The organism is Rhodothermales bacterium (genome assembly GCA_017643395.1).
Taxonomy (GTDB): Bacteria; Bacteroidota; Rhodothermia; order Rhodothermales; family UBA10348; genus JABDJZ01.
Map to the genome: position 1 here is coordinate 387719 of JAEPNP010000003.1, position 11786 is coordinate 399504.

The following is an 11786-nucleotide window of genomic DNA, read 5'->3' on the forward strand; positions in this document are numbered from 1 at the left end:
CTCATCTAGGGGATGAGCACGGTGTCGATCACATGAATCACTCCGTTCGAAGCGGCGATGTCGGCCGCGACGACATTCGCATCACCAACGCGGAGACCAATCGCTGCGCTCGCACCATTTACCGTTTTGGCGGAGGTGGTGGAGAGCAGATCACCCGACATGATCTTGCCCGGCACGACGTGGTACGTCAGGATGGAGACAAGCTTGTCTTTGTTCTCCGGCTTCAGCAGATCCTCGACAGTGCCGGCCGGCAGCTTGGCGAACGCCTCGTCAGTCGGGGCGAAGACCGTGAACGGACCATCGCCCTTCAAGGTGTCTACCAGTCCGGCGGCGGTCAGGGCTGCTGCGAGCGTGTTGAACTGACCGGCGTCGACGGCTACTTCGACAATGTCTTTATCGGTGGTGGTTGCGGGGGTGAAGGCAGCGGTGAACATTACCGCCATTGCCACGAGAAGTGAGGGAAAAAAACGGAGCTTCATGGTCCTGAGATGAGGATATAAGTGAAGAAGTAAGGCCACGTCGGGTGGCTTTGGAATCCTCTACGGGTGCTCCACTCGCCGGATCGGCAGGCATAGAGCAGTCGCGGCCCGCCGCGACAAGCGGCGGGCCGCGAAGTTCATCGAACGGCGTTGAACTGTTCTTCCACGTGGGGCCAGTATCGTCGGCTGAGTCTGAGCTCCTTGCCGTCGTTCATGTAGACCATGTAGTCTCCATGGAAGTAAGGGCGCACTTCGCGGACGACGTCCATGTTCACGATGGTGGACCGATGGATCCGGGCAAACCGGTCACGAGGCAACCGCTTGGTCATCCCGGTCATGGTGGCACGGATCAGGTGACGCTTGTTGTCGGTGTGCAGCACTACATAGTCTCCCGCTGCCTCGATCCAGTTGATCTCGTCGATGCTGACAAACCGGATGCGATCGCGGTCACGTACCAGAATGCGATTGGCAGTGGACGTGCCGTCCGGATCACTGGACTCGCCGCCGCCCGAACCGCGGCCTGCAAGGAGACTTTCCAGGCGATCGGTGAGATCGTCCACCCGGTCCTGCTTCAGACGCGTGCGCGCGCGATCGAGTGCCTGCTCGAAGAGATCATCATCAAACGGTTTCAGCAGGTAGTCCAGCGCGTTGGCGCGAAATGCCTTCAGGGCGTACTCGTCGTAGGCGGTGGCAAAGATGACATAGGGCATGTTGCTGGCGCCGACCTCTTCTATGACGTCGAAACCGCCCATGCCGGGCATCTGGATATCCAGGAAGACCAGGTCAGGGTTGTGCTCTGCAATCTTCTCGACGGCGACCGCGCCATTGGGCGCCTCGTCTACCAGGTCGATATCCTCGATGTCCTCCAGCAGCATGCGCAGGGTGTCGCGCGCCAGAGGCTCGTCATCAACAATCAGAACTTTGATGGGGGCACTCATATCGGTTGCTCAATGGATGGCTCAAAAATGGGTTCGGTCACCGCGGGCAGTTCAACATCCACGATGGCCCCGCCCTCGGGGGCGGCAGAAAGGCTGATGGCGTAGGCGTCTCCATAAAGACGCTCAAGCCGCTTGCGAGAAGTCGACAGTCCGACACCGGTGCCTTTCTTGCCGGTCGAGTTGCCTGGGCCGGGGCCGTTGTCCTGCACGCGCAGGTACAGGCGGTCGTTGTCCAGGCAGGACGTCACCCGAATCACCCCGGGCTTGTCGGACTGCGCGATGCCGTGATGCACGGCGTTCTCAACAATGGGTTGGAGCAGCATATTGGGCACGAACAAATGCTCCGTACCCGGCTCCAGATTCACTTCGATTTTCAGTCGGTCTCCAAACCGCACCTGCTCAATGGCCAGGTAGCGCTGGGCAAACTCCATCTCCTGGCGAAGACCCACCTCGTAAAGGCCTCGATTCTCAAGCGCCAGCCTCAGGAAGTCGCTGAGCTTCACCGTCATGCGCACAGCCTTGCGGTTCTCTTCCTTGCGAATGAGCGCCGTGATGGAATTCAGCGTATTGAACAGGAAATGCGGGTTGAGCTGCATCTTCAGCGCACGCAAGTGCGCCTGGGCGAGCTCTACCTGCATCACAGCCGCTTCCGCATCACGCCGGCGCAGCTTGCGGAATGTGGTGACGGCCTGGTACACGCCGAGAACCGTCCAATAGGCCAGCACATTCGCGTGGATACGCGTGGTAATGTGCACTTCATACAGGGCGAGGTTTACCGTGTCATGCAGACCCACGCCCCTGAATAGAAGCAGGTTGGCCAGGGAGTGAACCAGGATGAGAAGAATCATCGCCGGCAGGTGCACCAGAAAAACGTTTCGCTTCCAGTTGGTCTGGTCGATGGGATAGCGATGCGCCACCGCCATCACGGCGGGTGTAAGCAGTGCCCAGAAATACCAGTTCGGCAGCGTTGCCACCATGCCGAAATCCCAGTCCACGGGCTGTCCGGTCACGATCTGGTTCAGGTAGTAGAACGAGAGCGCGGCGAGGGCCGGTACGGTCCAGAGCCCGAAGATCAGGGCCCAACGGCGAGACCGGGACCAGACGGGAGAGGGGGCAGGAAGGCTTAGTGCGTTCGACATGGGTATTCAGGCTGCGAGCAAATCTCCGCCGGCGAGTCCCGGCGGAGATTTAAGGTAACTGCTCGCCGGTGCAATCAGTGGCCTGCGGACTCCGACATCATGCGCCGGGCAAGTGCGGAGTACGCCTCGTCGAGGCCCTCACGGAGACGCCAGGCCTTGTCGTCGGCCGTTCGAGCCCGGTCTGCGCGCTCGAGTCCACGCTCGAGGGCCATGCGGGCACGCCGGTCCAGGTCGGCTCCTTCGAGCAGGGACGTAGCTGCAATGGAATAGATGGCGGCACAGGCAGCCGCGTTGCCTGCATTGTAAAGGGGCGCCCCGCGTTCGATGGCGTATTCAATGACGGAGCGAGCTTCCCGAGCAGAAGACCGATCGCTCGTCAGTGGCGGCAACTCAGGAATCAGCACGGCGTCGATTACATGCACGATGCCGTTCTCCGCTTCGATGTCTGTTTCAATAATGCGGGCTCCTTCGATGGACAGACCAATCGGCAGGTGCTCGCCGGACGCCGTGCGCGCATTCATGGTAGAGAGCAGATCGCCTGCCGCCACACGTCCCGGAATCACGTGAAACGTCAAGACGGCTTGCAGGGACTCGCGATTCTCAGGACGGAGCAGCGCCTCCAGTGTGCCGGAGGGCAATGCGCGGAATGCGCGATTGGTCGGAGCGAAGACGGTAAACGGACCGTCTCCCGAGAGCACGTCTGCGAGGCCGGCAGCCCCGAGAGCAGCCTCAAGCGTAGAAAATCTGGAGTCCGACTGCACGATTTGAGTAATGGTGTGCGCAGGCGGATTGGGGTCTGCCTTGAGGCTGTCGGCGGAAAAAACGAACAGCGCCGCCAGCGCAGTGAAGGAGAGAAATCTGGAACGGATCATGGCGAAAGAAGGAATGATTTCCTCCCTCGCTACGCCGCTTGTCGCACCCCGATTTCGGGGGTGCGACAAGCGGCGTAAAACCGTGCTGGAAGGGTCTGGGGCACGATTTGCGGAAACAGAAAGGGGCCGGCTCCATGTGGAGCCGGCCCCTGAACACCTCAAATGAGGCTGAAATCAGTCGCTGCCCTTGGCGAGCTCGGCGATTTTCTCAGCAGTCAGATCGATGTTGGTGTGGAACTCGGTCATCGCAATCGTCTGCTTGCCCATCGCTCCCATCTGACCCTCCTGGATGAAGGCCATCTTCAGGCCGTCATAGTCCTGGTACTCGGTCACATTCATGCGCACCGCACCCATGGGGCTGGTCGCCTCGGTGGCGAGGAGCAGGCCGGTCTCCACATCGTAGAAGCGCTTGGTAGTAACCGGTCCGTTAATGGTGAGCACGTGGGCCATCTTGCCGTTGACCTCTTCCTGAGCCGAAACCTCAATGGTGTCCAACTGCTCGAGGAGCTCGACTTCCTGAACAGGGTGGTTCAGATTCGGCATGTTGCCGCCCAGCGCGGCCGCCATGTTCTCCGAAATGTCCTGGCGGCCCTGGAAGTTGTCTACCCAGGCCTCGTCCGGCGAGACGAAAACGGTGGAAGAGATGTCCGGGATGCCCTCGGGTGCGGACACCAGGTTCTGCATGGCGAGGAAGTGGCCGGGGTAGACCTGGTAGGCCTCTACATCGAGCACGATAACACCCTGAGGCAGCTCGACAGACACCGACATCTTGGTGTGGCTGTTTTCAACTTTTGCCCAGGCGTCGGCGCCGCCCACGGCTTCGATGTGGGCATTCAGAATGTCTTCTGCTGACTGTGCCGCGGCCACGGAAACCATGGCAAGGGCCAGAAGACCGGTAGAAAGAAATCGCTTCATGGAAGGGATGGAGTATTGGAGGGTTTGTGCGTTTTGCACGCACGGCGTGGTACGGGCGGGGAGGACCCGGGTTACATGCCGGTCGCCGCAGGGAGGCGGCGGAACGCATGTCTGGCGACCGGCCATTCCCGGCCGAGCCGAACGGCCAATGGTTTGCGCCGCAGCGAGTTCCGGATCGGTCCGGCACCCGGAACGCCAGCCCCGGATCTATGCCTGATCTTCTCCGCCGTCCCCGGATTCAGGAGTATCGCCGGCCGCACCGTTGTCGCCGTCCTCCTGCACAGCGCCGTCGCCTCCGGCCGCACCGTTGTCGCCGTCCTCCTGCACAGCGCCGTCGCCTCCGGCCACGCCGTTCGTCGCCTGGACCGCGTGATCGCCGTCCTCCTCGTCATCCTCGATGATGACTCGGGTGACGTCGGCGATCTCGTCTCCGTCGCGCAGATTGATCAGGCGCACGCCCTGGGTATTGCGTCCCATGGTGCGGATCGAGTCGACCTGCATGCGAATCATGATGCCCTGGGTAGTGGAGATCATGAGGTCATCGTCTTCCAGGACCCCCTTGATCGCGACCAGTTCGCCCGTCTTGGAGGTCGCCTTCATGGTGATAATGCCCTTGCCACCACGGGACTGAAGGCGGTAATCGTCAACCGAAGAGCGCTTGCCGTAGCCGTTGGCCGAGATCGCCAGCAGTTCGCGCTCACTGCCCTCTTCCAGGACCACCATGCCGACCACCGACTGTCCGGTGCCGAGCGCCTGACCACGCACGCCGCGGCTCTTTCGGCCCATCGAGCGCACATCCGACTCATTGAAGCGAATCGAAAGTCCCGCTGAAGAGGCCAGCACCACCTGCGAGTTGCCGGTCGTCAGGTGCGCCTCGATCAGGCGGTCACCTTCTTCGATCACGATCGCAATGATGCCGTCCACCCGTGGCCGGCTGAACGCCTCCAGCGCCGTCTTCTTGACCACGCCGTTCTGCGTAGCCATCAGCACGAAGTGATTGTCCAGGAATTCCTGGTCCCGGAAGTCCTGCTTGGTCACAGACAGGACCGCCCTGACGCGGTCCTCCGGATCAATCTGCAGCAGATTCCTGATGGAGCGGCCCTTGGACGTGCGGCTGCCTTCCGGTATCTCGAACACCCGCAGCCAATAGCACTGGCCGTGATCGGTGAAGAAGAGCAGGTAGTCGTGGTTGTTCGAGACAAACAGGTGCTCGACAAAATCCTCGTCCCGCATGGTGAGGCCGCGGCTTCCGACGCCGCCCCGACCCTGCTGCCGGTATTCAGAGACGCTGGTCCGCTTGACCAGACCCTGGTGCGAAACCGTCACGACCACCTGATCTTCCTCGATCAGGTCCTCATAGATGATGTCTTCACCGCCGGCGTAGTCGATCTCCGTGCGCCGGTCGTCGCCGTACTTGTCGCGCATCTCGGAGAGTTCCTCCGTGATGATCTGCATCTGGAGCTCACGGCTGGCAAGGATCGACTTGAGCCGCTCGATCTCCTGCATGACGGCCCGGTACTCGTCCTCGATCTTCTGGCGCTCCAGGCCGGTCAGACGGTTCAGGCGAAGCTCGAGAATGGCTTTGGCCTGGGCCTCCGACAGGGAGAACATGGATCCGCCCCCGGTGGGCAGACCAAGCCGTTCCAGCTGAGCCGTGGTCAGCTTCTCCGGAAAAACGCCGGCCATCAGGTTCTCCCGCGCGCTCTCGGTGTCGGGCGAGTTCCTGATGATGGTGATGACGGCATCCAGATGGTCCAGCGCAATCGTCAGGCCTTCCAGAATGTGGGCCCGCTCCTCAGCCTTGCGAAGCTCGTAGTTGGTCCTCCGCACGATGACGTCGTGCCGGTGGTCCACGTAGTGCCGGATCAGGTCCTTCAGATTGAGCGTGCGGGGCCGTCCCGCCACCAGCGCCACAATGTTGACGCCGAAGGTCTGCTGGAGCTGGGTGTATTTGTACAGCTGATTCTGCACCACCGCGGGCATGGCATCGCGCTTCAGCTCGATGACTACGCGCATGCCGTCGCGGTCGCTCTCGTCGCGCAGGTCCGAGATACCGTCGATGCGCTTGTCACGGACCAGGGCTGCGATTTTTTCGAGCAGACTCGACTTGTTGACCTGGTACGGAATCTCCGTGGCAATCAGGGCCAGACGGCCGGGCCGGATCTCCTCTTCGTGGATGCGCGCACGCATGACCACCCGGCCGCGACCGGTGTGGTAGGCGAGCTTCACACCCTGATGCCCGTAGATGATGCCGCCCGTGGGGAAGTCGGGGGCCGGAAGGTGCTCAATCAGCCCATCGATCGAGATATCCGGATCCTCGATGTAGGCGATCGTGGCGTTGATCACCTCCGTGATGTTGTGCGGAGGGATCTTGGTGGCCATACCCACGGCGATGCCGTCCGAGCCGTTGATCAACAGGCCCGGGACCGCCGCCGGAAGCACCTCAGGCTCTTCCAGGGAGCCATCAAAGTTCTCCTGGAAGTCGACCGTGTCCTTGCCCAGGTCCCGCATCATCTCCTCTGCGAGACGGGTCATGCGGGCCTCGGTGTATCGCATGGCCGCGGCCGAGTCGCCATCGACCGAACCGAAGTTGCCCTGACCGTCTACAAGCGGATAGCGCATGGAGAAGTCCTGCGCCATGCGGACCATGGTGTCGTACACCGCAGAGTCTCCGTGCGGGTGGTACTTACCCAGGACCTCACCGACGATACGAGCGCTCTTCTTGTACGCCGCCCCGGCTGTCATGCCGAGGTCGCTCATCCCGTACAGCACCCTTCTGTGCACCGGCTTCAGTCCGTCCCGGACGTCCGGCAGGGCTCGACTCACGATGACGGACATCGAGTAGTCGATGTACGAGGACTTCATTTCGTCCTCGATGTTGATCGGAATTATGCGACTGTTATCCTGTTCCATGTAGGAGCGAACACGGTGTGTTCGCGGACCGTTCGGGGGTAGCTTGGGAGCGCGCCGGAGACCGCGAGATGCGACGGCCTCCCGGGTTCAACTTTCCAGCCTCGAAATTTACGGATTTCAGGCCCCGATAGCCAGCGATAGGGGGGTGTGGCGCAGTGAGCGTAAATGCATACAAAACAGAAACGTATATCCACTGTTGATAAGTCCTTGCAGGCCCTTCACAATAGGATTTCCGGCATGGATTGCTGTCTGGCGTTGCGGCGGCTTCCGACCCTTGCCATTTTGGCCGTGTACCTAGTCCTCCCGAGCCCGGTGACCGCACAGCAGAAGACCTACGATTTCGACCTTCAGGGACACCGCGGCGCGCGCGGTCTGCTTCCTGAAAACACCATCGCCGCGTTCGATCGCGCCCTGGAACTGGGCGTGCACACGCTGGAACTGGACGTCGTGATTTCGGCCGATGGGCAGGTGGTCGTATCGCATGACCCCGTGATGTCTACCACCATCTGCTCCGATCCCGCGGGCCGTCCGGTTACCGAGGAGGTGCGCCTCTACGATCTGACCTACGAGGAGATCTCGCGCTACGATTGCGGCCTGCGCGGCAATCCCAGGTTTCCGGAGCAACGCGCCATGGCGGCGGCCAAGCCGTTGCTGGCGGAGGTCATAGCCTTCGAGCGGGAACGCTCCGAGGCGCTCGGCCGCGAGCCCGCGCTCTGGAACATCGAGACCAAGTCAAGACCGGACGGCGACGGGGTCATGCATCCGGGACCGGAGCGCTTTGCACGTGCGCTCTATGAGGTGGTACGGTCCGGAGGCATCCTGGAACGCACCACATTCCAGAGCTTCGACCCCAGGACGCTGCAGGCGCTACGCGCCCGCGACCCGGACGCCACGCTGTCGTTGCTGGTGGACAGACCTCGCGTTGCGCTCGTCGAGGAAAACCTCGAGGTGCTGGGATTCGTCCCGGATATCTATTCACCCCACCACATTCCCCTGACTGCAGACATTGTCGCCGAGGTGAAGAGCCGGGGGATGCTTGTGTTGCCCTGGACCGTGAATCAGGTTTCCAGAATGCGCGACCTGCTGGAGATGGGGGTGCAGGGCATCATCACGGACTACCCGGATCGAGCGCTGTCGTTACTTGACGGCCGGTAGCCGCGGCCACCAGGTCGGCTCGGTCTCGCCGAAGCCGTTGAACCGCACGGCTACGCCACTTGTCGACCGCCATTGACTGACGGCGCAGGAAACGATCCGTGCGCCGGGCGCATGCGTTAATACGGCGCTTCACATCCCCTGATTTATGCATCGAGTAGTTCTTTTTCTGGCCGCCATTTTTTTGGCTGGAGACGTCATGGCGCAGCGCGGAGGAAGCATCAGTGGCTTCGTGCGTGACTCCGCGACTGGTGAGACATTGATTCTGGCCAACGTCCTGTTGTCCGGCACCACGTTCGGCGCGGCGACGAATACCAGCGGCTACTACGCCGTCGCGGGCGTGCCGGCCGGGACGTACACTCTGGTGGCGTCGTATCTCGGGTATGAGGATCGCACCATGGAGGTGCAGGTTGCCGAGGGTGAGCAGCTTCGACTCGACCTTGAACTGGCTCCCCAGGCGCTCCTTGTCGAAGAACTGATCGTGTCCGCCGAACGCGAACTGGCCGAGGACGACCGCCGGATTGGTGTGGCGAAGATGTCGACTGCAACCATCCGTGCGCTGCCAACGATTCTGGAGCCCGACGTCTTCCGGTCGCTCCAGCTCTTGCCCGGGGTGAAGGCGGCCTCGGACTATTCCAGCGGGCTCTACATCCGCGGCGGAAGCCCGGATCAGACTCTCATTCTTCTGGACCACACGACGGTCTACAATCCCACGCATCTGTTCGGCTTCTTCTCAACCTTCAACCCGGATGCCGTCAAGGACGTGCGCCTCTACAAGGGTGGATTCCCTGCGGAGTACGGGGGGCGCATCGGATCCGTGGTTGACGTCTACAACAAGGAAGGCAACCGGCGGGAGTACGCGGGCAGGGCTTCCGTCGGCCTCCTGGCAAGCCGAGCGATGGCCGAAGGACCGTTGCCGTTTGGCAGCTTCATGCTGGCAGTCCGGCGATCCACGTTGGAGCCGGTTCTTGCTGCGCTGAGAAAGCGCGATGTCGAAGGCATTCCCAACCGGTTCTACTTCTATGACGTCAACGGCAAGATCAACGTGGATTTGGGGCGCGACGACAAGCTGACGTTTGCGGGATACGCTGGCAGGGACGATGTCGGCGTGGAGCCCATCGCCCTCACCGAGATCGAACTGGCGTACGGCAACCGGACGGGCAGCATCAACTGGACCCACCTGTTTTCGGATGTGCTGTTTTCCAACTTCACCCTGACCGGATCACGCTACTCCAGTCAGCCGGATCTGGTGATCGGGGGCACCCGCATATCGCGCAACAATACCGTGCATGACTTTTCGCTGCGCGGGGATTTCGAGTACGTGCCCGGAGACCGGACCGGAGTGAAAGCAGGCTTCTGGGCCGGCATGTTCACCATGCGACTGCGGGACATTTTCGATGGGCAGGAGGCCCTGAACCAGCGCATCCAGGCGCCCTATCTGGCGGCCTATGTGCAGCAGCGCTTCCGGCCGGGGAGCCGCACGGAACTGACCGGCGGGATCAGGCTGTCGTATTTCGGCGAGGGCAGCTATTTGCGTCTGGAGCCGCGGCTCTCCATTGAGCACCGGCCCCGGGCCAACCTGCGCCTGCAGGCCGCTTACGGACGCTACTCCCAGTACCTCACACTCATCAGCAACGAGGTGTTCACCGGACTGGATGTGTGGCTGACCACGGACGATGGGGTGCCACCGTCGTTTGGGGATCAGTTCGTGACGGGAGTCAAGGCTGATCTGGGTGCAGGGTGGGACGTCGAACTCGAGGGTTACTACCGCACCATGCGCAGCCTTTTCCAGTTGAATCCCTTCCTGCTTGATGCTGCCGGCCTCGACTACGCGGAGCTGTTCCACTTTGGATCGGGGGATGCGTCGGGAGTGGAGATGCTGGTGCGGAAAACCCGAGGCGGGGTCACCGGGCAGGTTGGCTACACGCTCGGCGAGACCAGCCGAACCTTCCCGACCCTCAACAACGGGGAGGCGTACGCGCCCAAGTATGACCGGCTGCACGATATCAATGCGATCGGCACCGTTGAGCTTGGCCGGTCCTGGACCATGACATCTGCGTTTGTCTACGGCACCGGTCAGGCCTACACTCAGCCGGTGTCCTACTACCGCCTGGTCGATTCACCCCTGGACAACGATATCCAGACGGCTCAGGTGGCACGCTTCCAGGCAGCCCGTCTGCCGGCCTACCATCGGCTCGATGCGGGCTTCAGCCGGACCGGTGGGTTCTTCGGGGTCGGCGACTACGAATTGCAGCTGCAGGTGCTGAACGTCTATGCCCGCAAGAACGTGTGGTTCAGATTCTTCGAGTTCGAGGAGGACGGCACGGTCACTGAAACCACGGTGCCGCAAATCCCGGTTCCGGTGCCCAACATCGCCTTTACCCTGACATTCTGATGCGACGACTGTTTGCCATATTGCTGGCCGCCGCGTTGACCGGCTGTGATCTCGGAGATCCTGGCGTGCATTCGCCGGAACCGGTTGTTGAGGCGTGGCTGATTGCCGGAGAGGAATTTCCCCCCATCCGCCTGACCTGGACGCAAAGCGTGGAGGTGTCCTACGGTTCGGTTCCCGTGGGTATCGAGGGAGCGAACGTGTCCGTGTCCCTGCTGGATGGCACAGGTCAACCGGCGCGCACAGTGGCCTACATGCATGGCGGGGGAGAGGACGGCTGGTACGTACCCGACATCAGCCCGATGGAGAGTCTCGCGAACTTCGTAGTGCCAGGCGCAACCTATGTGCTGGAGGCCGTCGTGCCAGGATTCAACGAGCCGGTGCGGGCCACGACCGTGGTGCCGGGCGACTTTGACGTGCGGGGCGTGCCCAATGAGACGGTGGTTTACCAGTCCACCAATCAGGTGGAGATCGACGTGACCCAAAGCTTCTATCCGGAGCGGGACGCCGTGTACGTGATCACCATGGAGGCCAAGGAGCCTTCATTCGACAATCTGACCCCCTTCATTCGTGATGCGCTCTACGGGCTGTCGGAGGGGGAAGCGTTCGACCCCGACGAAATCGACTTCACCGAGCTTGAGGACAACATTCGCGTCTCGTCTCCACCCCTGAATGAGGCGAACTGGGAAGTCAATCTCGATGGCAGCCTGAAGCTGCGCCTGCCCTGGTTCTTCGTTTCGTTCTACGGCGTGAATGAAGTCACGGTAGCCGCCATTGACGACAACATCTGGAACTTCCTGCTCGGCGTGAATGCCCAGGAGGGTAACGGCGGTCTGGCGCCCGGAGAAATTCCGGCCGTGGACGCCGGAGTGACGGGAGGACAAGGGCTTTTCGGATCGCTCACCCGCGAGGTTCGCCGGGTAACCGTCACCGAGGAATAATTCGCTGACCGGCCCGCGGGGGACCGGGTGGGGAGTGCCCTGGTT

General features: G+C 61.7%; 9 protein-coding genes. 3 read left to right on the forward strand and 6 right to left on the reverse strand.

Features of this window, described 5'->3' with window-relative positions; genetic code table 11:
* Positions 1–5: 5 nt before the first annotated feature.
* From JJ896_12190 to gyrA, 6 genes are all read right to left on the reverse strand, one after another.
* The gene (locus JJ896_12190) at positions 6–479 is read right to left on the reverse strand and encodes a fasciclin domain-containing protein (GenBank protein MBO6780404.1); all 474 of its coding nucleotides are present in this window, start codon (positions 477–479) and stop codon (positions 6–8) included.
* 137 nt (positions 480–616) lie between these two features.
* Complete coding sequence (locus JJ896_12195; protein MBO6780405.1) at positions 617–1417, reverse strand: response regulator transcription factor; 801 nt, start codon at positions 1415–1417, stop codon at positions 617–619.
* The gene (locus JJ896_12200) at positions 1414–2556 is read right to left on the reverse strand and encodes a sensor histidine kinase (protein MBO6780406.1); all 1143 of its coding nucleotides are present in this window, start codon (positions 2554–2556) and stop codon (positions 1414–1416) included. The genes JJ896_12195 and JJ896_12200 overlap by 4 nt, the downstream gene beginning before the upstream one ends.
* A gap of 74 nt (positions 2557–2630) precedes the next feature.
* Positions 2631–3428: a fasciclin domain-containing protein gene (locus JJ896_12205; GenBank protein ID MBO6780407.1), complete on the reverse strand. Its 798-nt coding sequence runs from the start codon at positions 3426–3428 to the stop codon at positions 2631–2633.
* A gap of 174 nt (positions 3429–3602) precedes the next feature.
* Positions 3603–4343, reverse strand: a complete 741-nt coding sequence (locus tag JJ896_12210) for a hypothetical protein (GenBank protein ID MBO6780408.1) — start codon at positions 4341–4343, stop codon at positions 3603–3605.
* 207 nt (positions 4344–4550) lie between these two features.
* Positions 4551–7256 carry a DNA gyrase subunit A gene (gene gyrA, locus JJ896_12215; protein ID MBO6780409.1) on the reverse strand — a complete coding sequence of 902 codons (2706 nt, stop codon included), beginning with the start codon at positions 7254–7256 and terminating at the stop codon, positions 4551–4553.
* 237 nt (positions 7257–7493) lie between these two features.
* On the opposite strand from gyrA, the gene JJ896_12220 reads away from it, so the two are divergent.
* From JJ896_12220 to JJ896_12230, 3 genes are all read left to right on the forward strand, one after another.
* The gene (locus JJ896_12220) at positions 7494–8411 is read left to right on the forward strand and encodes a hypothetical protein (protein ID MBO6780410.1); all 918 of its coding nucleotides are present in this window, start codon (positions 7494–7496) and stop codon (positions 8409–8411) included.
* 145 nt (positions 8412–8556) lie between these two features.
* The gene (locus JJ896_12225; protein MBO6780411.1) at positions 8557–10803 is read left to right on the forward strand and encodes a TonB-dependent receptor; all 2247 of its coding nucleotides are present in this window, start codon (positions 8557–8559) and stop codon (positions 10801–10803) included.
* Positions 10803–11741, forward strand: coding sequence for a DUF4249 family protein (locus JJ896_12230; protein MBO6780412.1), 939 nt, complete (start codon positions 10803–10805; stop codon positions 11739–11741). Before JJ896_12225 ends, JJ896_12230 begins: the two co-directional genes overlap by 1 nt.
* Positions 11742–11786: the final 45 nt, after the last annotated feature.

Bases quoted from the DNA above. Each gene is read 5' to 3' on its own strand.
- JJ896_12220 (MBO6780410.1), top strand. From the start codon at position 7,494: ATGGATTGCTGTCTGGCGTTGCGGCGGCTTCCGACCCTTGCCATTTTG.
- JJ896_12190 (MBO6780404.1), bottom strand. From the start codon at position 479: ATGAAGCTCCGTTTTTTTCCCTCACTTCTCGTGGCAATGGCGGTAATG.
- JJ896_12210 (MBO6780408.1), bottom strand. From the start codon at position 4,343: ATGAAGCGATTTCTTTCTACCGGTCTTCTGGCCCTTGCCATGGTTTCC.
- JJ896_12230 (MBO6780412.1), top strand. From the start codon at position 10,803: ATGCGACGACTGTTTGCCATATTGCTGGCCGCCGCGTTGACCGGCTGT.
- gyrA (MBO6780409.1), bottom strand. From the start codon at position 7,256: ATGGAACAGGATAACAGTCGCATAATTCCGATCAACATCGAGGACGAA.
- JJ896_12225 (MBO6780411.1), top strand. From the start codon at position 8,557: ATGCATCGAGTAGTTCTTTTTCTGGCCGCCATTTTTTTGGCTGGAGAC.
- JJ896_12200 (MBO6780406.1), bottom strand. From the start codon at position 2,556: ATGTCGAACGCACTAAGCCTTCCTGCCCCCTCTCCCGTCTGGTCCCGG.
- JJ896_12195 (MBO6780405.1), bottom strand. From the start codon at position 1,417: ATGAGTGCCCCCATCAAAGTTCTGATTGTTGATGACGAGCCTCTGGCG.
- JJ896_12205 (MBO6780407.1), bottom strand. From the start codon at position 3,428: ATGATCCGTTCCAGATTTCTCTCCTTCACTGCGCTGGCGGCGCTGTTC.